21 protein-coding genes are annotated in these 23707 nt (G+C 55.0%); all 21 read left to right on the forward strand.

The genetic code is table 11. The annotated features are described in order from the left end of the window. Window positions 1-11: 11 nt before the first annotated feature. Entirely contained in the window at window positions 12-1466 is a 1455-nt protein-coding gene (nuoN, locus tag OEU85_RS11290) for an NADH-quinone oxidoreductase subunit NuoN (RefSeq protein ID WP_262691580.1), read from the forward strand. Next, on the forward strand, window positions 1466-2248 hold the full coding sequence (locus tag OEU85_RS11295) for a biotin--[acetyl-CoA-carboxylase] ligase (protein WP_262691581.1): 783 nt from the start codon (window positions 1466-1468) through the stop codon (window positions 2246-2248). The genes nuoN and OEU85_RS11295 overlap by 1 nt, the downstream gene beginning before the upstream one ends. A 5-nt stretch (window positions 2249-2253) precedes the next feature. Continuing rightward, on the forward strand, window positions 2254-3027 hold the full coding sequence (locus OEU85_RS11300) for a type III pantothenate kinase (protein WP_262691582.1): 774 nt from the start codon (window positions 2254-2256) through the stop codon (window positions 3025-3027). An 8-nt stretch (window positions 3028-3035) separates the two neighbouring features. After that, the gene (locus OEU85_RS11305) at window positions 3036-4718 is read left to right on the forward strand and encodes a ribonuclease J (protein WP_262691583.1); all 1683 of its coding nucleotides are present in this window, start codon (window positions 3036-3038) and stop codon (window positions 4716-4718) included. Window positions 4719-4728: 10 nt separating this feature from the next. Next, window positions 4729-5133, forward strand: a complete 405-nt coding sequence (mce, locus tag OEU85_RS11310) for a methylmalonyl-CoA epimerase (RefSeq protein WP_262691584.1) — start codon at window positions 4729-4731, stop codon at window positions 5131-5133. Window positions 5134-5138: 5 nt separating this feature from the next. Then, window positions 5139-5429 (forward strand): DUF1467 family protein, encoded by a 291-nt coding sequence (locus OEU85_RS11315; RefSeq protein ID WP_262691585.1) that lies wholly within the window; start codon window positions 5139-5141, stop codon window positions 5427-5429. Between the two features lie 454 nt (window positions 5430-5883). Continuing rightward, complete coding sequence (proS, locus tag OEU85_RS11320; protein ID WP_262691586.1) at window positions 5884-7194, forward strand: proline--tRNA ligase; 1311 nt, start codon at window positions 5884-5886, stop codon at window positions 7192-7194. Between the two features lie 23 nt (window positions 7195-7217). Continuing rightward, a complete protein-coding gene (locus OEU85_RS11325; protein ID WP_262691587.1) occupies window positions 7218-8465 on the forward strand; it encodes a lipoprotein-releasing ABC transporter permease subunit in 1248 nt (415 codons plus the stop codon). After that, window positions 8458-9138: an ABC transporter ATP-binding protein gene (locus OEU85_RS11330; RefSeq protein ID WP_262691588.1), complete on the forward strand. Its 681-nt coding sequence runs from the start codon at window positions 8458-8460 to the stop codon at window positions 9136-9138. Before OEU85_RS11325 ends, OEU85_RS11330 begins: the two co-directional genes overlap by 8 nt. A 58-nt stretch (window positions 9139-9196) precedes the next feature. Then, complete coding sequence (locus OEU85_RS11335; protein ID WP_262691589.1) at window positions 9197-9367, forward strand: hypothetical protein; 171 nt, start codon at window positions 9197-9199, stop codon at window positions 9365-9367. Window positions 9368-9392: 25 nt separating this feature from the next. Then, the gene (gene dnaE / locus OEU85_RS11340) at window positions 9393-12902 is read left to right on the forward strand and encodes a DNA polymerase III subunit alpha (RefSeq protein ID WP_262691590.1); all 3510 of its coding nucleotides are present in this window, start codon (window positions 9393-9395) and stop codon (window positions 12900-12902) included. Between the two features lie 3 nt (window positions 12903-12905). Beyond that, window positions 12906-13670: an NUDIX hydrolase gene (locus OEU85_RS11345; RefSeq protein ID WP_262691591.1), complete on the forward strand. Its 765-nt coding sequence runs from the start codon at window positions 12906-12908 to the stop codon at window positions 13668-13670. 146 nt (window positions 13671-13816) lie between these two features. Continuing rightward, entirely contained in the window at window positions 13817-14671 is an 855-nt protein-coding gene (gene rpsB, locus OEU85_RS11350; RefSeq protein WP_317277423.1) for a 30S ribosomal protein S2, read from the forward strand. A 103-nt stretch (window positions 14672-14774) separates the two neighbouring features. Then, window positions 14775-15701: a translation elongation factor Ts gene (gene tsf, locus OEU85_RS11355; RefSeq protein WP_262691592.1), complete on the forward strand. Its 927-nt coding sequence runs from the start codon at window positions 14775-14777 to the stop codon at window positions 15699-15701. A gap of 205 nt (window positions 15702-15906) precedes the next feature. After that, window positions 15907-16632 carry a UMP kinase gene (gene pyrH, locus OEU85_RS11360; protein ID WP_262691593.1) on the forward strand — a complete coding sequence of 242 codons (726 nt, stop codon included), beginning with the start codon at window positions 15907-15909 and terminating at the stop codon, window positions 16630-16632. 1 nt (window position 16633) lies between these two features. Beyond that, complete coding sequence (frr, locus tag OEU85_RS11365) at window positions 16634-17197, forward strand: ribosome recycling factor (RefSeq protein WP_262691594.1); 564 nt, start codon at window positions 16634-16636, stop codon at window positions 17195-17197. Between the two features lies 1 nt (window position 17198). After that, on the forward strand, window positions 17199-17942 hold the full coding sequence (locus tag OEU85_RS11370; RefSeq protein WP_262691595.1) for an isoprenyl transferase: 744 nt from the start codon (window positions 17199-17201) through the stop codon (window positions 17940-17942). A gap of 11 nt (window positions 17943-17953) precedes the next feature. Continuing rightward, a complete protein-coding gene (locus OEU85_RS11375) occupies window positions 17954-18766 on the forward strand; it encodes a phosphatidate cytidylyltransferase (RefSeq protein ID WP_262691596.1) in 813 nt (270 codons plus the stop codon). After that, on the forward strand, window positions 18767-19939 hold the full coding sequence (locus tag OEU85_RS11380) for a 1-deoxy-D-xylulose-5-phosphate reductoisomerase (RefSeq protein WP_262691597.1): 1173 nt from the start codon (window positions 18767-18769) through the stop codon (window positions 19937-19939). 36 nt (window positions 19940-19975) lie between these two features. Beyond that, on the forward strand, window positions 19976-21085 hold the full coding sequence (gene rseP / locus OEU85_RS11385; RefSeq protein WP_262691598.1) for an RIP metalloprotease RseP: 1110 nt from the start codon (window positions 19976-19978) through the stop codon (window positions 21083-21085). A 109-nt stretch (window positions 21086-21194) separates the two neighbouring features. Continuing rightward, window positions 21195-23699, forward strand: coding sequence for an outer membrane protein assembly factor BamA (bamA, locus tag OEU85_RS11390; RefSeq protein ID WP_262691599.1), 2505 nt, complete (start codon window positions 21195-21197; stop codon window positions 23697-23699). The last annotated feature ends 8 nt before the right edge of the window (window positions 23700-23707 follow it).

Genomic DNA, 23707 nt, shown 5'->3' on the forward strand with positions numbered 1-23707 from the left:
GTATGTGAGACATGACTGGTGAAATGCCAATTCTCCTACCTGTGATGCCTGAGCTGATTATGGGCATCGGTGCGATGCTTCTGTTGATGCTTGGCGTCTTTCAGGGAGACAAAAGCTATGGCCAGATGGCCAACCTCTCCATCCTGTTGATGGTTGTCACAGCGTTTGTGATGCTCACGCAGGTGGGAGGCGAGCGTCAGCTTACCTTTGGTGGCATGTTTGTCACTGATGCATTCGCGCTTTTTGCCAAAACGCTGGTACTGGTGGGATCGTCTGTCGCGATCCTGATGTCGGCGAGCTACATGCGCCAAGCCGGTATTGCGAAGTTCGAATATCCCATCCTGATCCTTCTTGCCACGCTTGGCATGATGGTGATGATTTCCGCCAACAACCTGATGAGCCTTTATGTCGGCCTTGAGCTGCAGAGCCTCTCGCTTTATGTGCTGGCGGCGCTTAACCGTGACCGGTCTCGCTCGACCGAAGCAGGGCTCAAATATTTTGTGCTTGGTGCGCTTTCAAGCGGCATGCTGCTCTATGGAATCTCGCTCATCTACGGTTTCGCGGGCACGACGGACTTTGACACGCTCGCCACAACACTTAAGGCCACTAATGGTCCAGAAATTGGCGTGATCATTGGCATGGTCTTCCTGATGGCGGGGCTGGCGTTCAAGGTATCGGCGGTACCATTCCATATGTGGACGCCGGATGTGTATGAAGGTTCACCAACCCCCGTGACGGCATTCTTTGCCGCCGCACCGAAAGTGGCGGCGCTGGCGCTGTTCGTACGTGTGATGATGACCGGCTTCTCGTCGATGGCGGCTGAATGGCAGCAGGTGGTGGTCTTTATCTCCATTGCGTCCATGCTTGTCGGTTCGTTTGTGGCTCTGGTGCAGACCAATATTAAACGCCTGATGGCATATTCAAGCATTGGTCATATCGGTTATGCGCTCGTGGGCCTCGCGGCCGCGACACCTGCTGGTGTTGAAGCGCTGCTGATATACATCGCGATTTATCTGACGATGACGCTTGGTTCCTTTGGCGCCATCCTGACGTTGCGCCGCAGTGAAGGCATGGTGGAAGACATCTCGGACCTGTCCGGCTTGTCGCAGACCAACCTGCCGCTGGCCATTGGTATTGCCATCTTCATGTTCTCACTGGCGGGTATCCCGCTTCTCGCTGGGTTCTGGGGCAAATGGTATGTGTTCCTTGCCGCTGTTGAGGCCGGGCTGATCCCGCTCGCGGTGATCGGTGTGCTGACAAGCGTCGTCGGTGCTTTCTATTACCTGCGTATCATCAAGGTGATGTTCTTTGATGAGCCTGCGCCAGCGTTTGAAAGCAGCCACGGCCGTGCAGTTTCAGGTGTGATCGCGGTTGCGGCCATCGTGAACTCTCCTGTGAGCTACTTTGTGTTGATCGGGCCGCTCGTGGCTGCTGCGAGCTGGGCTGCCGGATCACTGTTGTTCTAGTGAGCGACCTTTATCAAGATTGGGAGGCCTCGACACCAGCGGGTGTCGGGGCTCACTTTTATGAAGAGTGCGGTAGTACCAATGCGGTAGCAGCCTCTCTGGTGCAAAAAGGTGAGCCGGGGCCTTTGTGGGTCGTCGCCGGCCAGCAGAGCGCAGGTCGTGGTAGCCGGGGCCGGCAGTGGACTTCAAAGCCAGGTAACCTTTATGCCTCGCTTCTGCTACGTCCGACCCTTGCGCCAAAGGATCTGACGGTGCTACCGTTCATCGCAGCCCTTGCCGTGCGGGACACATTTGTTGCCCACGGTGCGCCTGAAGGCGATGTGCGATGCAAGTGGCCCAATGACGTATTGATCAGGGACCGTAAAGCAAGCGGCATCCTGATTGAAAGTAGTGCGCGGTCAGGCGGTATGCTGGATCATGTGATTATCGGAATCGGCATGAACATCGCCTTCTATCCAGAGGGGGCCCAGTTCCACGCGACCTGCCTTCAGGAAATCACGGGGCAGGGGGTGGCTGTAAGGCCTGTGTTTGAATCACTTTCTCACAGTTTGTTTGGTCGCCTAACAAATTGGAATACGGCTGATTTCTCCTCAGTCGGGCAGGACTGGTCAAATGTCGCATGGGGCCTGGGTAAACACTGCACGATACGGACGGTTAACGAGAGCATTGACTGCGTGCCCGAGAGGCTTGCCATTGATGGCGGCATTGTAGTCAGGCTGGACGATGGCAGTGAAAAACGCCTATATGCAGGGGATATCTTCCCGGTTGCGGGCTTGGAGTAAGCGACATGCTTTTGACAATTGACGCGGGTAACACAAACACAGTTTTTGCGCTGATTGACGGCAAAGACATCGTGGAACAGTGGCGCATCTCGACAGGTGATCAGCGCACGGTGGACGAATATATGGTCTGGGTCAGCCATTTGATGGCACTTCACGGCCGGGACCCCAAGGCGGTAACAGGTGCGATTATCGCGAGCGTGGTGCCCCAGGTGGTGTGGCCGCTGACTCAGCTATGCAAGAAATATTTTTGCTGTGAGCCGCTGATTGTTGGCGCTGAAGGCGTCGAGCTTGGCGTTGACGTTAGGGTAACAAACCCAGCCGAGGTTGGTGCCGACCGATTAGTGAACGCCGTCGCCGGTCATGAGCTTTATGGCGGCCCGCTCGTGGTGGTGGATTTTGGCACAGCCACAACCTTTGATGTGGTAGGTACAGACGGCGCGTATCTTGGCGGTATTATCTGCCCCGGCATCAACCTCTCGCTCCATGCTTTGCATCAGGCGGCGGCCAAATTGCCGCGCATTGCCGTTGCTCCGCCTTCGAGCCAGCGGGTGACAGGCAAGACTACACTAGAGGCAATGCAGTCCGGTATTTTCTGGGGCTATGTCAGTATGATTGAGGGGCTTGTAGCCCGACTCAAGCTTGAACACGGTGAGAATATCAAAGTACTGGCAACAGGTGGCCTTGCGCCCGTGTTCGCTAACCAAACAGAGGCAATCGGCGATGTCGTCGGTGATCTCACGCTTCAGGGGCTAAGGCTCATTTACGAGCGCAATAAATAGGATAGCCCATGGCTTATATGAAACCAGACGACCAGCGCCTTCTCTTTTTACCGATAGGCGGCTCAGGTGAGATTGGGATGAATCTCAATCTCTACGGCCACCGCGGCAAATGGCTGATGGTCGACTGCGGCATGAGCTTCGCGGATGATTATCTCCCGGGTGTTGATCTGATATTCCCGGACCCTGAATTTATTGAAGACGAGCAGGACGCCCTTGTCGGGTTGGTGTTGACCCATGGGCATGAAGACCATATAGGCGCTGTGCCACACCTTTGGCGGCGTTTTCGCTGTCCGGTATATGCGACACCCTTTACGGCGGAGCTGGTAGCAGACAAACTTAAGGAAGCCGGACTTTCCGATGAAGTTGAGCTGCATGTGGTGGATGCGCTTCAGCCGCTGGAACTGGGGCCATTCAAGGTACAGTATGTGCCGCTGGCACACTCCATTGCAGAAGGACATGGTCTAGCGATTGAGACTTCCAAGGGCACCATTTTCCATACGGGGGACTGGAAGCTGGACGACAAGCCGCTTATCGGCCCGGCGTGCCCGTCGCCAGTACTTTCCGAGCTTGGTGAAAAGGGTGTGTTGGCGCTGGTTGGTGACAGTACTAACGTGTTTAACGCGAGCGAATCCGGGTCGGAAGCTGCCGTGCGCGAAAGCCTCAAGGAATTGGTGGCTGGCATGAAAAACCGGGTGGTGATCACCACCTTCGCTTCCAATGTGGCGCGGCTTGAGACGATTGGTGAAGTGGCGAAGGCCAGTGGTCGCCGGCTTGTGCTTCTGGGGCGGTCGATGGAGCGCGTCGTCAAAGCCGCCAAGGCGACGGGGTACCTGCAGGACTTTCCGCCACTTGTGGACGAGGAAGATGCCGACTACCTGCCGCGTGATGAGGTTTTGATCGCCTGCACAGGCTGTCAGGGGGAACCGCGCGCCGCGATTGCCCGTATTGCCCGCGATGATCACAAACACCTGCAACTGAGCCCTGAGGACAATGTCATCTTCTCGTCGAAGATTATTCCTGGCAATGAACTGGTGCTGGGGCAGCTGTTTAACACCCTTGCCATCAAACATATCAATGTAGTGACGGAGAAAGATGCCTTTGTGCATGTCTCCGGCCACCCGGGGCGGGCAGAACTGAAGAAGATGTACGAGTGGACGAAGCCACTGTGTGCGATACCTGTGCATGGCGAAGCGCGGCACCTGCAGCGACATGCGGCATATGCGCGCGAATTGGGCATCAAACATACCATCGTACCGAAGAATGGCGATATCATTCAGATCAGCGACAAGGGGTTGAAGGTGATTGGTGATGCACCCGTGGGACGCTTGGCGCTTGACGGAAGCGAGGTGGTAACCGTTGCGGACGAAGCCATCGCAGACCGCAGGCGCGTGGCGCTGAGCGGGTTTGTGACCGTGAGCGTGGTATTTGACCGGGACGGCTCGCTGGCGGCGGAACCGCTGCTCGCAATCCTTGGCGTACCCCGTCAGGACGATGACGAGTTTTATGACGGCATGTTGGATGCTCTCGAAGACGGCATTGAGCGCATGCCCAAGCCCGCCAAGCAGTCGGACACCATGGTGGAAGAGGTAATCCGCATCGCGGTCAGGCGCTATTGTCGCCGAGAAGTGGGCAAGAACCCCGGTGTAGCGTCGCTGATCAATCGGCGAAGCGAACTGGAATTCAAGAAATGAGGAGTGTGCAATGATCGGACGGTTAAATCATGTTGCGATAGTCGTGCCGGACCTTGCTGCCGCTGCAGCGACCTATCAAAACACCCTTGGAGCAAATGTATCTGAACCAGAGGACCTGCCGGATCACGGCGTGACCACAGTGTTCGTCAATCTGCCAAATACAAAAATCGAGCTGTTACATCCGCTAGGTGAGGGGTCGCCGATAGCCAAGTTTCTGGCAAATAACCCATCAGGTGGCATGCACCATGTCTGTTATGAAGTTGAGAACATCTACGCATCCCGCGACAAACTGAAGGCAGACGGCATGCGTGTACTGGGCGATGGCGAGCCGAAAACAGGCGCGCACGGCAAACCCGTATTGTTCCTGCACCCTAAAGACTTCTGCGGCACGTTGGTCGAGATTGAGCAGGTTTAAGCGTCATGAATATTGCAACGATAATTCTTGTGTATGTCATCGCGTGGTGGATGGTGTTTTTCATTGCACTGCCTGTTGGTATCCGCTCACAGCATGAAAGCCCGGATGAAGCGGTTGAGGGCACGGAACCGGCAGCACCCGTCAACCCAAACCTGAAGAAAAAGATGCTGGTCACCAGCGTGGTCGCCATATTTATCACGGTTGGTTATTATTTTCTCGCGACATCAGGGGTGATCAAGTTCCGCACGCCCGAGAACTCCCCGATCCATGCATCTAAATCAACTGACAAAAAATAAGCGGCCGATAAGCAAACGCTTAAAGCGAAAAAGCAAGGCGGTAAGCCTTGCTTTTCCTAATATATAAATCGGCAATCTTCATTGAGCTTGCCTGATATTTTATGGCGCAAAGTCCTCCCTGAGCGTGGACCACATATCGGCGTGAACCGTTCAGCTCTGCGCTGAAAAGAAGCTACGGTACGGCGCTGCCCGCTGTCATTAAATTAGAGACAAGAAACACAACACCTTGTGCTTGTTTGGTGATCCTGTTGCATCGCTGCAACATTCAACGCGCGCCGCAGCCTTAAATTGCGCAAATGAGTATGATTGTTGCGTGGTGTAGGCCCGAAAAAACAAGAAAGCCGTTGCTATTCGCCGTGCGCACCGGCAAAAGAAGCAAAGGATATTTCGGCTGTCGCGACTTCAGTCCCAGCCGGATTTTTTCAATAATGCCAATGAATAAAATGAGTAAGCCATGCGTTTAAGCCGCTATTTTCTGCCGACTCTGAAAGAAACCCCTGCTGAGGCGCAAATTGCCTCTCACCGCTTGATGTTGCGCGCGGGTATGATCCGCCAAGGTGCCGCCGGCATCTATAGCTGGCTGCCGCTGGGGTTGAAGGTCCTTAAGAAGATCGAGCAAATCGTCCGCGAGGAGCAGGACCGCGCTGGCGCACAGGAAGTTCTGATGCCGACCATCCAATCTTCCGACCTTTGGGTTGAGAGTGGTCGGTATGACGATTACGGCAAGGAAATGCTGCGCATTGAAGACCGCCACGGTCGTCAGATGCTGTATGGCCCGACCAACGAAGAACTGATTACCGACATCTTCCGCAAAGAGATAAAGTCCTACCGGGATTTGCCGAAAAATCTCTATCATATCCAGTGGAAGTTCCGGGATGAGATCCGCCCGCGTTTTGGTGTCATGCGCGGCCGCGAATTCCTGATGAAAGACGCTTACAGTTTTGACCTGACGGAAGAGGATGGCCGCAAGTCCTATAATTCAATGTTCGTGGCGTACCTGCGAACTTTCGCCCGTCTTGGCCTCAAAGCTATCCCGATGCGTGCAGATACCGGCCCGATCGGCGGTGACCTGAGCCATGAGTTTATCGTGATTGCGGATACCGGTGAGAGCGAGGTCTTTTTTGACAAGGCATTTGACGCGCTTGACCCGATGATTGATGCGGGAGCGGGTGACGATCTACAGCCAATTGTGGACGAATGGACCAGCATTTATGCGGCGACGGACGAGATTCATAAACCTGACAATTGCCCTGTGGATGCCAGCAAGCTGGTGACCGGGCGCGGTATCGAGGTTGGCCATATCTTCTTCTTCGGCGAAAAATACTCGGCTCCTATGGGGGCGAGCGTGCAGGGACCAGACGGCGAAACCACCAATGTTCAGATGGGGTCCTATGGCGTGGGTGTGTCCCGCCTTGTTGGCGCCATCATCGAAGCATGCCACGACGCAGACGGTATTGTCTGGCCGGAAAGCGTGGCGCCGTTCAAAGTTGGCCTGATGAACTTACGCGCAAAGGATGACGAATGCACAGCAGCCTGCGACAAGATGTATGCTGAGCTGACAAAGGCTGGTGTAGACGTGTTATATGATGACCGGGACCAGAGTGCAGGGGCCAAGTTCGCCAATATGGACCTGATCGGTTTGCCATGGCAGCTTGCCATTGGGCCACGTGGCCTTAAAAATGGCGTAGTTGAACTTAAAAACCGTGGGTCCGGTGAGCGGGTTGAGCTGTCGCCGGAAGATGCTGTCACAAAGTTGACCGGGTAATACAACAAACAGGGGAGGGCCGCGTGCTGGCACGGGGATATGAATGGTCTGTCGCGATGCGCTATATGTTGGCGCGCAAGCGGGACCGGGTGATTTCCGTAACGGCGGTGCTTTCCGTTACCGCCATTGCTCTCGGCGTTACTGCCCTGATTGTGGTGATGGCCGTCATGAACGGTTTCCGTGCCGAACTGATGGACAAAATTCTGGGCTATCATGGCCATATTCTCATCCAAGGCTACGGCGGTAAGCTTTCGGGCTATGAGCAGATCATGGATGACCTGAAAGGTACCGACGGTATCGTCAAAATGATGCCGTTTAGCGAAAATCAGGTCATGGTTACGAATGAAGGTGAAGCCTGGGGCGCGATTGTCCGCGGCCTGCCTGATAATTTTTTTGATGCTGAAAAGCTCGGTATTGCCGAAGTGAAGGCTGGTAGTCTGAGCGCAGCACCAGAAGAAGCCGGCCTCGTGCTTGGACACCAACTGGCTAACCGGCTACGGGTCACAGCGGGTGACAGGGTGACGATCGTCAGTCCCAAGTCAGTCCCGACACCCTTTGGTTCCACACTTCGCTATCTCTCCTATCCCGTTGCAGCTGTTGTGGAAATTGGTGTTTACCAGTTTGATGAAAGCTTTATCGGTATGCCGCTAGGTGAGGCGCAGCGGTTTTTCCGCCTTGAGAATACAGTTGCCAATATTGAGCTGATGCTGACCGAGCCTGACGCTGTGGACACCGTTGGCCCTGAAATCAGCGCGATCGTGGGCGAACGCGCATACGTACGTACATGGCGGTCGCTTAACCAAAGCCTTGTTGGTGCGCTGCAGACCGAGCGGGTGATGATGTTCCTGATTGTTGGGTTGATCATTCTGGTTGCGGTGTTCAATATTTCTTCCAGCCTTTTCATGCTGGTGAAGGACAAGTCACCTGATATTGCCATCCTGCGTACCATTGGTGCCACACAGGCCTCCATCAAGCGCATCTTTGTGACCATCGGGCTTGTGGTGGGGTCTGCTGGCATTATCTCGGGCGGTCTGCTGTCATGGTTGATCATCGCCAACATAGAAGGAATCAAAAGTTTTATTGAGCGCGCGTTTGGTCTGCAGGTATGGGACCCGTCCGTGCGTTTTATCAGCAGCCTGCGCGCTGAAGTAAATCTTACGGAAGCCGGGCTAACCATCGGACTTGCACTGCTTCTGTCATTCGCGGCGACGATCATTCCGGCGCGGCGCGCTGCCAAGATCGATCCGGTGGAGGTTCTGCGCTATGAGTAATCCGGTTCTTGAACTTCAGGGCATCGAACGCGCGTTCCGTCAGGGCCACAAGGTTGTGGAGGTTCTACGCGGTATTGATCTCAAAATAGGTCGTGGTGAACTGGTCGGGCTTGTGGGGGCTTCTGGCTCCGGTAAATCCACTTTGCTGCAGATTGCCGGGCTTCTAGACCCGACCGATGCCGGCGTCGTCTATATCGCTGGGAATGACGCCACCAGCCTTAAAGACGATGCGCGGGCGGGCCTGCGGCAAAGCCAGCTTGGCTTTGTTTATCAATTTCATCACCTGTTGCCTGATTTTACGGCCATTGAAAACGTTGCCATGGCGCTGAGGATAGGGGGCGTGGGTGAAAAGGATGCCAATGAGCGCGCGCGGGAAATCCTCGTGCGTGTTGGCCTCGAAGATCGGCTAGAGCATACCCCAAGTGAGCTCTCCGGCGGTGAACAGCAGCGGGTGGCGATCAGCCGCGCGCTTGTTGGGAACCCGGTGCTGCTCCTGGCGGATGAGCCGACCGGCAACCTCGACGAAAGCACCGCGGGCAAGGTGTTTGACCTGTTTGTCGAATTGGTGCGGGAGCGGGGACTTGCCGCCCTGATTGCCACTCATGATACCACGCTGGCGGCCAAAATGGACCGTCGTCATACCCTGCGCGAAGGCACCCTCCACGACACTTGAGTATCACCCCTTGCCGGGGTAGTCTTGAGCCTCGGATTTCAGGGGAGAGGGTAATCTTATGGAACACGCAGGGAGTGACCATAACTGGCTGGCTATTCTTGTTGTGGGCGGCGCGACGTTTTCCAACTATGCGTTTGAAAACCGTACTATCAGGCATTTCCTTATTCACATGGGCAACACTAGCATCGCTATGACACTGGCAGGTGGCATTCTGGCGGCATGGCGATAATATTTTAGAGTAAAGGGTTTTGGTTATGAGCCACGCTGGCTTTGTTCATCTTCGTGTTCACACAGCCTATTCACTGTCCGAGGGTGCCATTCACGTCAAAGATCTCGTGCAGCAGTGTGTGGGCCACAAGATGCCTGCCGTGGCTGTGACGGACACGGACAATATGTTCGCCGCCCTTGAGTTTTCAAGCTATGCGACCGAAGCGGGCGTGCAGCCTGTCATCGGTGTGACCCTGCACGTGAGAAACCCTTACAAGGATCACACAGCAAAGGGCAAAAAGGCCGCAAAGCCCGATCAACTTGTACTGCTGGCGCAGAACGAAGCCGGCTATCAGAACCTGATGAAGATCGTCTCCAAAGCGCATCTAGAGAGTGACCCACAAGACGGTGTGCAGTTTCCGTTCGAGAGTTTTGAAGGACTGACGGGCGACATCATTTGCCTGACGGGTGGTGTCTCGGGCCCAGTGGGCGCGCTTCTGGTGGAGGGCAACAAGGAAGCGGCAGAAAACTGCCTGCTTGATCTCAAGAAGCTTTTTCCCGGTGGCCTGTACGTTGAGATCGGCCGTCATGGCACCAGAGAGGAAGGAGCAACAGAAGAAGACTTCCTTGATTTTGCTTATGCTCATGAGTTGCCTGTCGTTGCGACCAACCAACCATTTTTTATTGGCCCTGACATGTATGAGCCGCACGATGCGTTGCTGTGTATGGCCGAGAGCACTTATGTGGCCGTGCAGGACCGCAGGCGTTTGAATCCTGAATACCGGTTCAAGAACGCCGACGAGATGATTAGCCTCTTTAACGATCTCCCTGAAGCTATTGAAAATACGGTGAATATAGCTCGGCGCTGCGCCTTCAAGGTCGATAAAATTGATCCGCTGCTGCCAAACTTCACTAGCGGCATGGACGTATCGGAAGCGGACATGCTGCGGAAGGATTCCGAGGAGGGATTGCGCGAGCGGCTGAACTTCAAAGCGAAGGAAGAGGGGCTGACACCCGGCAGGGACCAGGAATGGGAAAAGGAATATTGGGACCGCCTCGATTATGAGCTGGGGATCATCAACCAGATGGGCTTCCCTGGCTACTTCCTGATCGTTGCGGACTTTATCCAGTGGGCCAAGGACCATGATATTCCGGTGGGGCCAGGCAGGGGCTCGGGTGCGGGGTCCGTGGTGGCATGGGTGCTCAAGATCACCGACTTGGACCCGCTCAGGTTCTCGTTGCTGTTTGAGCGCTTCCTCAATCCAGAGCGGGTGTCCATGCCTGACTTTGATGTTGATTTCTGTCAGGACAAGCGGGAGAAGGTGATCCGTTATGTGCAGGACAAATACGGTTACGACCATGTGGCCCAGATCATCACGTTTGGTAAATTGCAGGCCCGCGCGGTTGTGAAAGCCTGCGGCCGTGTAATGCAACAACCGCACGGACAGACGGATCGACTGTCAAAAATGATCCCGAATGACCCAGGCAACGCCATGACATTGCAGGAAGCCATCGACAGCGAACCAAGGCTTCAGGCCGAAATCAACAATGACGAGCTTACTCGACGTGTGATGGAGCGCGCACTGAAGCTTGAAGGTTTTTATGCGCACTCATCGACCCACGCCGCAGGGGTGGTGATTGGTGACCGGCCACTTGATCAACTCGTGCCTTTGTACCGTGACCCAAAGTCCGACATGCCAGTGACCCAGTTCAACATGAAGTGGGTGGAACTCGCGGGGCTTGTGAAGTTTGACTTCCTTGGCCTCAAGACACTGACCGTGCTGGACCGTGCGGTCGATTACATTCGTGAACGCGATATCGAGATTGACCTGCCGTCAGTACCGTTGGATGATCCTGCGTCCTATACCTTGCTGGCCGCAGGCGATACGGCGGGCGTGTTCCAGCTTGAGAGTACCGGCATGCGCGCGGTGCTGAAGGGCCTCAGGCCCGATAAGTTTGAGGATATTATCGCTATCGTGGCGCTCTATCGCCCCGGACCGATGGACAACATTCCCACCTATGTAAACCGTAAGCACGGCCGGGAAGAGGTAGAATACCCCCACCCGATCCTTGAGGAGATACTTGGCGAAACCTATGGCGTCATCATCTATCAGGAACAGGTGATGCAGATCGCGCAGGTTATGTCAGGCTACAGCCTCGGCGAGGCCGATATTCTCAGGCGGGCCATGGGTAAAAAGATCCAGGCCGAAATGGACAAGCAGCGCGGCCGTTTCTGTGACGGTGCGGTCGAGCGTGGCATCGACAAGGAAAAGGCCAGCTATATTTTTGATCTGGTGACCAAATTCGCAAGCTACGGTTTCAATAAGTCCCACGCGGCGGCTTATGCACTGGTAGCCTACCATACGGCATATTTGAAGGCGAACTATCCGGTTGAATTCATGGCGGCCATCATGACGCTTGATTTGGGGAATACCGACAAGCTGGCTGCGTTCAAACAAGAACTGCAACGCTCAGAGATCCCGCTGCTTTTGCCCAACATCAACCGTTCGGATGTGGCCTTTGTCGTTGAGAAGGTGGACGAGCTTTATTGTGATGAGGATGACCCGCGCCAGAACCGGGGTGTACGGTACGCACTAGGTGCCATTAAGGGCGTGGGTGAAAAAGCCATGGAAGGCATCGTGGCCGAACGCAAGGCCAACGGCGAGTTCAAGGATGTTTTTGACTTTGCCGAGCGTATCGACCCCAAGCTATTGAATAAACGGCAGATGGAGCGGCTGGCTTCCGCGGGAGCGTTTGATTGCCTGTTACCGGACCGTGCGCAAGCCTATGCCGCATCCGAGATCATCATGCGTATTGCCCAGATGCAGGCCAAGGAGCGCGAGAGCGACCAGGTCAATCTGTTCGGCGGTGAGATGGCCAAGTCGGTCGACCGCCCAAGTCTGCCCGTGACGCGCGGATGGACGGACACGGAGACGCTGGAGAATGAAAAAAGCGCCGTGGGCTTTTATATCTCTGCCCACCCGCTTGATACCTATGAGACCATCCTTGAGCGGGAGCGTATTATCCCGGCGCGGGAGGTCTATCACGACCCGGGTCTCATTGGACAGACAGTGCGCATGGCGGGGGCTATAGCTGGCTACCGCGAGGGAAATACCAAACGGGGCAGCAAGTTTGGGAGGCTAACCCTGTCTGACCGATCTGATGCGTTTGAGATCATGGCGTTTGAGGATGACCTGGACGGGATACGGTCCCTTGTTGAGGACGGCGCACCAGTTGTTGTATCGGTCCAGATACGGAAGCGGGATGATGACGACAGCATCGGCCTGTCGCTGCGCGGCATCGAAAGCCTTGAGATGGTGGCCGCCCATTCAAGTAAGGGCCTGTTTATTGAAGTCGAGGAAAGCAAAACATTTGCGTCAGTGAAAGCTGCGCTTGATCGTAAGTCCGGCGGTAAAGGCAAGGTGACTATTCGTGTGCCGGTGGCAGAGAATAAGCGTTTCGCCGAATTTCGGTTGAAAGGGGGATACAAGATTACCCCTGAGCTCAAACAAGCTGTCGCGGCCGAAATGGGTGTGTTGACGGTCGAGGAGGTTTGATACATGGCGGGCAAGATTGCGCCAGCGCTGCCGTCGGCGTCTATCATTCTGGTGCGAGACGGTAAGGCCGGGCTGGAAGTTCTGATGACCGAGCGCGCAAAAACCATGAAGTTTGCACCCGGCGCTTTCGTCTTCCCCGGCGGCAAGGTGGACAAGACCGACCAACAAAACTGGCGCTGGCAGGGCATTACCACCGGCCGCGGCGTGTTTCGTGACTTTGCGTTGCGCGTTGCAGCCTTAAGGGAGCTATACGAGGAAGTCGGCATCTTGCAGATTGACCGTGTGCGCCGGGCGTTTCTGGTTACGGGGCTACCGTTTTCCGATCTGGTCCGTTATTCCGGCGGGAAACTCGATATAGCAGGTATGGTACCCTTCGCCCACTGGGTGACGCCGGAGCCAATGCCAAGGCGTTTTGATACGCATTTCTATATTGCAGCTCACAACGGCCAGGTTGCCCAGCACGACGGCAATGAAGCGGTATCACTCAAGTGGGTGTGCCCGCGCAAACTTCTCCAGGACTGGGAAGAAGACCGTGTACCGCTGATGTTCCCGACCCGCCTGAATCTGACCAAACTGGCGCGCGCCAGCACAGTCGCAGAAGCGCTGCGGCAGGCAAAACGCAGTCGCGTCGTGCGCACATTGCCGGTTGTGAATATGTCTGCGGCAGGGATCAAACTTGAGATTGATCAGGCGACCGGATACGGCGTTACATCCGCCAGCGAAAAAGAATTGGTGGTTGAAGCCGGGGTTATTGCAAAAAAGCCTTGATCTTGGCGGTAAACGAGCCTATACGGGCCGCGACTTCACACGTGGGGTAGGCTTCCTGTCGAGTTGGCAGGCCGCCATCCGGTGTCAGCATCATGGTGATGTGGCGCAAACCCCGCGGAGGCTTGAACCGGAAAAGGAATAGAATTATGGCGATGCCGCAAGTTGATATGCGCGCGCTGCTTGAAGCAGGCGTGCACTTTGGTCACCAGACCCACCGTTGGAACCCGAAAATGGCGCCGTTTATCTTCGGCGAGCGTAACGGCGTTCACATCATCGACCTTTCGCAAACTGTACCGTACCTGACCCGTGCACTGCAAACTGTGCGCGAAGTTGTTGCAGGTGGTGGTCGCGTGCTTTTCGTAGGCACCAAGCGCCAGGCTTCCCCAATCATTGCTGAAGCTGCAAAGCGTTGTGGTCAATACTATGTAAACCACCGCTGGCTCGGTGGCATGATGACCAACTGGCAAACCATCAGCCAGTCCATCAAGCGCCTGAAGCAGCTTGATGAGCAACTGAACCAGGAACATACTGGCCTGACCAAAAAAGAAACCCTGCAACTGACCCGTCTGCGCGACAAGCTTGAGCTTTCGCTCGGTGGTATTCAGGATATGGGTGGTCTGCCAGATATCCTCGTGATCGTGGACGTTATCGGCGATGATCTTGCAATTGCTGAAGCCAACCGTCTTGGTATTCCTGTTGTTGGCGTGATCGATACCAATTCCAAGCCTGACGGCGTGGACTACCCGATCCCGGGCAACGACGACGCGACCCGCGCGATCCGCCTCTATTGTGACTTGATCGCAGAAGCCGCCCTCGACGGCATCCAGGCAGAGCTGACGGCACAAGGCGTAGACCTTGGTGCTGCTGCTGAAGCGCCTGCAGAGAAAGCTGTTGTTGAGGCTGCAGAAGCTCCGGCTGAGGAAGCTGTTGCTGAAACGGCCGAGGCTCCTGCTGAAGAAGTGAAAGCGGAAAAAACCGCTGAAGCTGCAACCGCAGAGTAACAATTCTCATCTACATGCTCCCGGTGAGCCGTGTGCCCGCCGGGGGCATCGTTTTACAGATTACCGATACTTTGGCCCCTGAAGGGCTGTAAGGGGAATACCAATGGCACAAATTACCGCCGCTCTCGTTAAAGAACTGCGCGAACAATCTGGCGCAGGCATGATGGACTGTAAAAAAGCGCTCGCTGAAAACGATGGCAACCTCGAAGCCGCCGTTGACTGGCTGCGCACCAAGGGCCTTGCAGCCGCTGCGAAGAAATCTGGCCGTGTTGCTGCTGAAGGTCTCGTTGGCGTGAAAGCTGAAGGCAGCAAAGCTGCTGTTATCGAAGTGAACTCCGAGACGGACTTTGTTGCCCGCAACGAGAAGTTCCAGCAGTTTGTTGCAGACCTCGCAGGTGTCGCTTTTGAAGTTGGCACTGACGTTGAAGAAATCAAGGCAACGACCTACCCAGGCAAGACCAAGCCAGTTAGCGAAGTGCTGACAGACAGCATCGCAACGATCGGCGAGAATATGAATATTCGCCGTGCCGTTGTTCTTGAAGTCGAAAAAGGCCTTGTTGCTCCGTACGTGCACAACGCGGTCGCTGACGGCATGGGCAAGATCGCAGTATTGATCGCACTCAAGTCTGATGCAGGCGAAGACGTCCTGGCTCCACTTGGTAAACAGCTCGCCATGCATGTGGCTGCTGCTAACCCAGCGTCGCTTTCCGAAGCTGACCTCGATCAGGAACTGGTTGAGCGCGAGAAGCAGGTTCAGATCGAAAAAGCCAAAGAATCGGGTAAGCCGATGGAAATCATCGAGAAGATGATTGTTGGCCGTATGCGCAAATACTACGAAGAGGTTGTGCTTCTCAATCAGGTGTTTGTCATTGACGGTGAAACCAAGGTTGCCGACGTGATCAAGAAAGCCGCTAAAGACGCTGGTACTGACATCGAACTGGTTGCCTATGCCCGGGTTGAAATGGGTGAAGGCCTCGAGAAAAAAGAAGACGACTTCGCTGCAGAAGTTGCCGCTGCTGCTGGCGTATAAGCCAATACAGCGTAAAACATTGTGAAAGCCCGGGAGTTCTCTCTCGGGCTTTTTCTTGCGTGACGTTCGCGTTAATCACATGCAAATTGCAGCATGGGTAAATTATGCTTAAGTCTCGGAAAAATTTTAGATAAAACACGGTAGCCTTTGATGGCCCGAGCGGATAAGCTGCGGCGGGCTAATGGCACAGGGGAGAATTCAGGCGATGTCCAGCGGGCCTAAATATAAACGCGTGCTTTTGAAACTGTCTGGCGAAGCCCTGATGGGTGATGGCAGCTACGGGATCGACCCGGAAACTGCTGCAAGGGTTTCCCGCGAAGTGAAGCGCGCCCGCGAGATCGGCACCGAGGTTTGTATCGTCGTGGGTGGCGGAAATATTTTTCGTGGTCTCAAGGGTGCTGCTGAGGGATTGGACCGGTCGACGGCAGACTATATGGGCATGCTGGCGACGGTCATGAATGCGCTGGCGCTACAGAACGCGCTTGAGAAGGTTGGCGTTGACACCCGTGTGCTGTCCGCCATTCCCATGGCAAGCGTTAGTGAACCCTATATCCGCCGCCGTGCCATTCGGCATCTGGAAAAGGGCCGGGTCGTGATCTTTGCAGCAGGCACCGGGAACCCGTTCTTTACAACAGATACGGCGGCCGCGCTGCGCGCTGCTGAGATGAACTGTAACGCGCTGCTGAAGGGAACACAGGTGGACGGTGTTTATAATGCTGACCCCAAAGTGGACCCGAATGCCACGCGGTATGACAGCCTGAGCTATATGGATGTGCTGACGCAGGACCTTAAGGTCATGGATGCGTCTGCGATTTCGCTTAGCCGCGAGAATAATATTCCCATTGTGGTTTTCTCCATTCATGCCGAAGACGCACTTGTGAACGTGCTTCAGGGCAAAGGGATATGCACTACTGTAGGTGAGGAGCAATAAGATGAGTGATGAAGATTTAGACCTTGGCGACATTGAGCGCCGGATGAAAGGTGCGCTTGAGGCGCTGAAACATGAATTTGCCGGCCTCAGGTCAGGGCGTGCCACGACCAACATGCTCGACCCCGTGATGGTTGATGTTTATGGCTCCAACATGCCGCTCAATCAAGTCGGGACCATTTCGGTGCCAGAGCCCCGGATGCTCAGTGTGCAGGTTTGGGACCGCGGCAATATATCGGCGGTTGAAAAAGCCATCCGTAATTCCGGCCTTGGGCTTAACCCCATGATGGATGGTCAGTTGGTGCGTATTCCTATTCCGGAGCTGAATGAAGAACGCCGTGCGGAACTTGCCAAGGTTGCCGGGAAATATGCCGAACAGGGACGCATTGCGGTGCGCAATGTGCGCCGTGACGGGATGGACCAGCTCAAGCGTATGGAAAAGGACAAGTCCATCAGCGAAGATGATCACAAGATGTACGCAGACGAGGTTCAGGATCTGACCAACAAATATGTGGCCAAGATCGACGACCTTCTGAGTGCCAAAGAAACAGAGATCATGCAGGTCTAAAATGGCGACGTCTGCCCAGAAGTGTGTTGAAGAAACGGGTGATGCCTGCCCGTTGTCGCATGTTGCCATCATTATGGATGGCAATGGGCGCTGGGCGACGAGGCACGGCAAGGCAAGATCTGCGGGCCACCGGAAGGGCGCAGACGCTGTACGCGAAGCGATAGAGGGCGCGGTTGATTGCGGTATCAACTATCTCACGCTCTATGCTTTCTCCAGCGAAAACTGGAACCGCCCGGCGGATGAGGTTTCCGACCTCATGGCACTTTTGAAGCTATACCTGCAACGTGAGATCAAAAGCCTGCACAAGCAGGGCATCCGTTTGCGGGTCATTGGCCGTCGCGACCGGTTGTCAGCCGATATTGTTTCAATGATCGATAAGGCGGAGCAGAAGACGGCGGGCAATAGCCGCATGACATTGGTGATTGCGCTTAGCTACGGTAGCCGTGACGAGTTGGTGACGGCGGTACAGTCCATTGCGGAGGCCGTGGCGTCTGGTAAAATGCGGCCTGAAGACATTTGTGAGGCTGACATTTCCCAGGCGCTCTGGACTGCGGATATACCCGACCCAGACCTGATCATCCGGACGAGCGGGGAACAGAGACTATCGAACTTCCTGCTTTGGCAGGCAGCTTATACCGAGTTTTCATTTCCTGACCTTCTATGGCCGGACTTCACGAAGGCGGACTTCAGGGCCGCTGTTGATGATTTTCTTGGCCGGCATCGCCGCTTTGGTGCCCGGCCATGACGGGATAAACGATGCCGCTAGGACTTTCAGATAACCTGTTTCAGCGCATCGTCTCTGCGCTTCTTTTGCTCCCGCCGGTTTTGTGGGCCATATACGCGGGCGGTTACTGGTTTTCGGGCTTGTTGGCTGTAGGAGGCGCGCTGATGATGCTGGAGTGGTGCCAGCTGACTTCCGTGCGGCATAAAGCCGGGCAGGGCACTGCGGTGCTAATGATCCTCGCTCTCGTCTGGGTGCTTGAAGCCAACGCTTTGCCCAGCGCAGCACTGTTGCTGACAGCACTCCTTGTGACCGCGGTTGTTGGAACGCTGTTGGCGCACGCTAGCCTTGTGACTGGCTGGTGGCTTGCGGGTGTCGCTTATGTGGGGTTTCCTATAGCCGCGCTTTGGCTGGTGCGTGACTTCAACGCTTTATTGGTGCTTTGGATATTCCTTGTGGTGTGGGCCACCGATGTGGGCGGCTATTTTGCTGGCAAGGGCATAGGCGGACCAAAACTTGCCCCCAGAATAAGCCCGAAAAAGACCTGGGCGGGCCTTTTGGGCGGCATGGCGCTTAGCGTGGCGATAAGTGTTGCCATGCAGGCAGTTGTGCCATTTGCCTCCAGCGCGCTGGTTCTTGCGGGCTTTGCCGCGCTTCTTGCCATATGGGCGCAGGTGGGTGACCTGCTTGAAAGTGGTATCAAACGCCACTTTGGTGTGAAAGATTCTGGTGGCCTGATTCCTGGTCACGGTGGGCTTCTGGACCGGGTTGATGGTTTGGTTTTTGTGGCACCGGCCGTTGTGATAATATCTTGGGTTGGACCCGTATTCGGTTTTGAGTTTTATTAGATGACACAAGAAAACTACAAGCGATTGACAGTGCTGGGAGCCACGGGTTCTATCGGGCTGAGTACGCTTGACCTTGTTCGAAGAAACCACAATAATTTCAAGATTATATCACTCACGGCTTATAGTCGAGTTGAAGAGCTGGCCGCGCTTGCAATTGAGTTTGGTGCCGAGCTGGCGGTGATCGGTGATGTGGCATTGTTGCCAGAGCTGAAAGTAGCGCTTGCCGGTACGCGGATCGAGGCTCACGCTGGCGAGGCTGGCCTTATTGAAGCCGCAGAACGCGAAACCGATATCGTCATGGCAGCTATCGTTGGGGCTGCTGGACTGAGGCCGACCATGGCTGCGGTGCGCAGGGGGGTGACGGTCGCACTTGCGAACAAGGAATGTCTCGTTTGTGCCGGTGACCTGTTGATGGAAGAGGTGAAGGCGCATGGTGCAACCCTCTTGCCTGTCGACAGTGAGCATAACGCCATCTTTCAGGTTTTTGACTTTGACCGCGCCTGCGGCGTGGAAAAAATCATTCTTACCGCGTCTGGCGGCCCGTTCCGGGGGCGTTGCCGGGACAGCCTGCTTGAGGTAACGCCGGAACAGGCTGTCGCACATCCCAACTGGGATATGGGAGCCAAGATTTCGGTCGATAGCGCGACGATGATGAACAAGGGGCTTGAGGTCATCGAGGCCTACCACCTGTTCCCAATTGAAAAAGATCAGATTGAAGTCCTTATCCATCCGCAATCCGTAATTCATTCCATGGTGGAATATACGGATGGGAGTGTGCTGGCGCAGCTCGGCTCGCCTGACATGCGCACCCCCATCGCTTACAGCCTTGCGTGGCCCGAGCGCATGCATGCGCCTGTCAAGCGCCTGGCGCTGGCGGAGATTGGGGCACTGACATTCGAAGAACCGGATCTTGATGCCTTTCGTTGCCTGTATCTGGCTAAAGAGGCGCTGAAAACCGGTGGAGCGGCCCCAGCAATTCTGAACGCTGCCAACGAAGTCGCCGTCGAAGCTTTTCTTGCCGGCCGGCTCCGTTTTGTTGATATATCAGCCGTCGTGAGCGAGACTTTGTCCTCGTGCGACATTAAAGCGCCACAATCGCTTTCGAATGTGTTCGAAATTGATAATATGGCACGACGGGAGGCTGCACGCTGGCTAGGCGAGTGGGCTCATTAGGCGAAGTAGATTAGTTTAAGGTATTCGAGGATAGCCATGGAAACCGAAGGGCCAGGCCTGTTATTCACAATTGCTGCTTTTATTGGCGGTTTCAGCATTCTTGTCTTCATTCATGAATGGGGCCATTTTGCCATGGCCCGGTTATTTGGGGTGAAGGTGGACACGTTTTCCATTGGCATGGGCAAGGAACTTGTCGGGCGCACGGACAAAAACGGAACTCGGTGGAAAATCAGCGTTCTTCCCCTCGGTGGTTATGTGAAGTTTTTTGGTGATGCGTCAGCCGCCAGCAATCCGGGCGATATACCCGAAGGGCTGAGCGAGGAAGAGCGCGCCGTATGTTATCATTATAAGCCGCTGTGGCAGCGGGCGCTGATCGTCTTCGCCGGTCCCGCGGTCAACCTCATCGCGGCGGCATTGGTCTTTTCGGCTTTCTTTTATTCATACGGCATCGGGATAGCAGAGCCGGTGGTCAGTACAGTTGCCGAAGAATCAGCGGCGGCAGAGGCCGGTTTGCAGCCAGGTGACCGTATCATTGCCATCAATGGCGAGCAGATCGAGCGTTTTTCCGACATCGGCGGCATTGTGAAACTGTATCCGGGCGCAGAGATCAATGTGCTTGTTGACCGGGGTGGTGTCAGGGAAAGTTTTGACGTCACGCTCGGGATCGCTTACATGGAAGACCGGTTTGAAAACCGGTATCCGTATGGCCAGCTTGGCATCACCTCTGGTGAGATCAAGCGGGTGGAGCTTGGTCCATTTGGGGCGCTCTATGAGGGCGGGCGACAGACGGTTGCCATGACGGATACGATTTTTACGACCATTGGCCAGATGATTATAGGCCTTCGGTCTGTGAGAGAGCTTGGCGGGCCAGCGCGCATCGCCAGCATGGTGGGGGAGGCAGCCCACATTAGTATTGAGAATTTTGTCTGGTTACTGGCGCTGCTGTCATTGAATCTGGGTATCCTCAATCTGCTACCGATCCCGGTGCTGGATGGAGGGCATCTTATGTATTATGGCCTTGAGGCTATTAAGGGTTCGCCGCTCAGCAAAAAGGCACAGGAAGCGGGATTTGTCGCAGGATTTGCGCTGATGCTGATTTTTATGCTGCTTGTAACACTGAATGACTTGCAATCCATGGCACTCTAGGCCAATTTCACCGCCAAAGTTGCCGAAAAAATAAGAATGGGCTGAAAAGTTGCGTTTAATTAAATTGTGTTTGACGTGGCGCTTTATTATGGCGCTCACCGTTGGGGGAATGTCGTTTTCTGTACCTGCCATGGCGCAGGCCCAGGGACAAACGGCACAGCAGGTACCTATCATCCGCCAGATCAGTGTGGTCGGAAACGAACGTGTTGAACCTGAAACCATTGCATCCTACCTGTCGGTAGCGCCTGGTGAACCCTTTGACCCCGTCAAACTGGATGAAAGCCTGAAAACGCTTTTTGCGACCGGCCTGTTCTCCGATGTGGAACTATCGGAAGTACAGGGCGCCCTTCTTGTTCGCGTGGTTGAAAACCCGATCATCAACCGGATTGTCTTTGAGGGTAACAAGCGTCTTGACCGTGAGGAGCTCCTTGAAGAAGTGCGCCTGCGCCCGCGCATGGTGTTCACCCGCGCCAAAGTGCGTTCCGACGTGCAGCGCATGCTGGAGCTTTATCGCCGTTCCGGCCGTTTTGCCGCTATTATCGAACCTAAAGTGGTTCAGCTTGAGCAAAACCGCGTTGACCTCCTGTTTGAAGTGCAGGAAGGCCCGAAGACCAAGGTCAGCAGTATCAAGTTCATCGGCAACGAAAAGTTTTCGGATGGTGATCTGCGCGACGTGCTGGCGACCAAACAGGCGCGCTGGTGGAAAATTTTCACCTCAAACGATACGTTTGATCCTGACCGCCTTGCGTACGACCAGCAGGTTCTGCGTCAGCACTATCTGAACGAGGGTTACGCAGACTTTCGCACGATTTCCGCTGTGTCGGAACTGACCCCTGACCGCAAGGATTTTTTCATCACCTTCTCGGTAGATGAAGGTGAGATCTACGAATTTGGCAAGATCGACGTGGATAGTGAAATCCGCGACGTGAACGTAAACCTTTTCCGTGCCTTCCTGCTGATGCGTGAAGGTGACATCTATAACGCGGAAGCGATCGAGAAGACCATTGAGGCGCTGTCCAACGCGGCTGGCTTGCTGGGGTATGCGTTTGTCGACGTTCGACCGCAAATCAAGCGCGACCGGGAAAACCGTAAAATCGATATCACATTCCGCGTGCTGGATGCGCCGCGCGTCTATGTTGAACGGATTAACATCACCGGCAACGTACGGACGCTTGACCGGGTGATCCGCCGTGAAATTCGCCTGCAGGAGGGCGACGCCTTCAACTCGGCGTTGGTGACCCGGTCTGAAAACCGCCTGAACCGCCTTAATTTCTTCCGCGAGGTCGATATTGAGCAGATACAGGGCAGTCAGCCTGACCGCATGGTGCTTGATGTTACAGTGCAGGAACAGGCAACGGGTGAGTTGAACCTGGGTGCCGGTTTCTCGAGCCTTGAAAACTTCATCTTCGATTTCTCGATCCGGGAACGTAACCTTATGGGTAAGGGGCAGGACCTGCGTCTGGGCCTCAGGCTTTCCGGTACCCGGCAGGAAATTGACCTTGGGTTTACCGAACCGTATTTCGGTGGCCGCAATGTGGCTGCAGGCTTTGATATTTTTGCCCGCAAGATCAATTCAAGCCGCTATTCATACTTTGATACCACCTCCATTGGTGCCTCGCTGCGGGCGGGTATGGCGCTAAATGAATTCTGGACCCTGTCCACGCGCTATACGTTGCGTCAGGATGATGTGAAACTGGTTGATACCTACGTAAATGCCGTGTTTGACAATTATCTGAATGCGCGCGCAACGGCAGGTATCACGGACCAGGATGAATTTGACCGTCGTGTCAGTCGGTATGATACCAACAACGACGGGGTCGTTGATGTAAACGACTTTGATACTGACGGCGTTGACGGCATTAGTCAGATTGAGAAGCAAGTTGCGCTGAGCCGCGGTGTGAGGGATTCGATCGGTAAACGCTGGCAATCCATCGTTGGTTATACCGTTGGCTTCAATACGCTCAATAGCATTATCCGCCCTACACGAGGCCATAGCTTCTACTTCAGTCAGGATTTTGCGGGCCTCGGTGGTAACGTGAGGTACCTGCGCTCGTCGATCACGAACGACAACTACTGGACCCCTTGGGAAGGCTGGACCTTCCGTATAGGCGGTGAAGCGGGTATCATTCATGGCGTTGGCCAGGATGTGCGCCTCTCGGACAAATTCTTTATTGGCGGTCCACGTATCCGCGGTTTCGACACTTCGGGTATGGGGCCACGTGACTTTATCAATAACCAGTCCATTGGTGGTACGGCATATTATATTGGTCGTGGGGAACTCTTCTTCCCGCTGGGCGACGCTGCGCTTGAAAGTGGTATCAATGCCTCTGCCTTCGTTGATGTCGGCTCGTTGTTCCGGGCACAGGAAGACGTGCTTGAGCCTTGCGCGTTCACGCAGTCTCAGTATGATGCGGCGGATGCAGAGGGTGATTTCACGGGCCTGGACCTGAACTGTATGTCGGGCAATAGCGCCGCACCGCGGATATCAGTTGGGATTGGTTTCTCTTGGCAGTCGCCATTCGGGCCGTTCCGTATCGACCTTTCCAAGCAGCTCCAGAAGCAGCTTGGTGACCGTACACAGACACTGCAATTTAATGTCGGTACGACCTTCTAAGAATAGAT

Origin of the sequence: Kordiimonas aestuarii, from assembly GCF_025574465.1 — a bacterium.
Lineage (GTDB): Bacteria > Pseudomonadota > Alphaproteobacteria > Sphingomonadales > Kordiimonadaceae > Kordiimonas > Kordiimonas aestuarii.

Coding starts and splice junctions, on each gene's coding strand:
- OEU85_RS11345 (WP_262691591.1), top strand. CDS start 12,906: ATGGCGGGCAAGATTGCGCCAGCGCTGCCGTCGGCGTCTATCATTCTG.
- bamA (WP_262691599.1), top strand. CDS start 21,195: ATGTCGTTTTCTGTACCTGCCATGGCGCAGGCCCAGGGACAAACGGCA.
- OEU85_RS11315 (WP_262691585.1), top strand. CDS start 5,139: ATGAATATTGCAACGATAATTCTTGTGTATGTCATCGCGTGGTGGATG.
- rpsB (WP_317277423.1), top strand. CDS start 13,817: ATGGCGATGCCGCAAGTTGATATGCGCGCGCTGCTTGAAGCAGGCGTG.
- OEU85_RS11380 (WP_262691597.1), top strand. CDS start 18,767: ATGACACAAGAAAACTACAAGCGATTGACAGTGCTGGGAGCCACGGGT.
- OEU85_RS11330 (WP_262691588.1), top strand. CDS start 8,458: ATGAGTAATCCGGTTCTTGAACTTCAGGGCATCGAACGCGCGTTCCGT.
- tsf (WP_262691592.1), top strand. CDS start 14,775: ATGGCACAAATTACCGCCGCTCTCGTTAAAGAACTGCGCGAACAATCT.
- mce (WP_262691584.1), top strand. CDS start 4,729: ATGATCGGACGGTTAAATCATGTTGCGATAGTCGTGCCGGACCTTGCT.
- OEU85_RS11335 (WP_262691589.1), top strand. CDS start 9,197: ATGGAACACGCAGGGAGTGACCATAACTGGCTGGCTATTCTTGTTGTG.
- nuoN (WP_262691580.1), top strand. CDS start 12: ATGACTGGTGAAATGCCAATTCTCCTACCTGTGATGCCTGAGCTGATT.
- rseP (WP_262691598.1), top strand. CDS start 19,976: ATGGAAACCGAAGGGCCAGGCCTGTTATTCACAATTGCTGCTTTTATT.
- pyrH (WP_262691593.1), top strand. CDS start 15,907: ATGTCCAGCGGGCCTAAATATAAACGCGTGCTTTTGAAACTGTCTGGC.
- frr (WP_262691594.1), top strand. CDS start 16,634: ATGAGTGATGAAGATTTAGACCTTGGCGACATTGAGCGCCGGATGAAA.
- OEU85_RS11300 (WP_262691582.1), top strand. CDS start 2,254: ATGCTTTTGACAATTGACGCGGGTAACACAAACACAGTTTTTGCGCTG.
- OEU85_RS11375 (WP_262691596.1), top strand. CDS start 17,954: ATGCCGCTAGGACTTTCAGATAACCTGTTTCAGCGCATCGTCTCTGCG.
- OEU85_RS11370 (WP_262691595.1), top strand. CDS start 17,199: ATGGCGACGTCTGCCCAGAAGTGTGTTGAAGAAACGGGTGATGCCTGC.
- proS (WP_262691586.1), top strand. CDS start 5,884: ATGCGTTTAAGCCGCTATTTTCTGCCGACTCTGAAAGAAACCCCTGCT.
- dnaE (WP_262691590.1), top strand. CDS start 9,393: ATGAGCCACGCTGGCTTTGTTCATCTTCGTGTTCACACAGCCTATTCA.
- OEU85_RS11305 (WP_262691583.1), top strand. CDS start 3,036: ATGGCTTATATGAAACCAGACGACCAGCGCCTTCTCTTTTTACCGATA.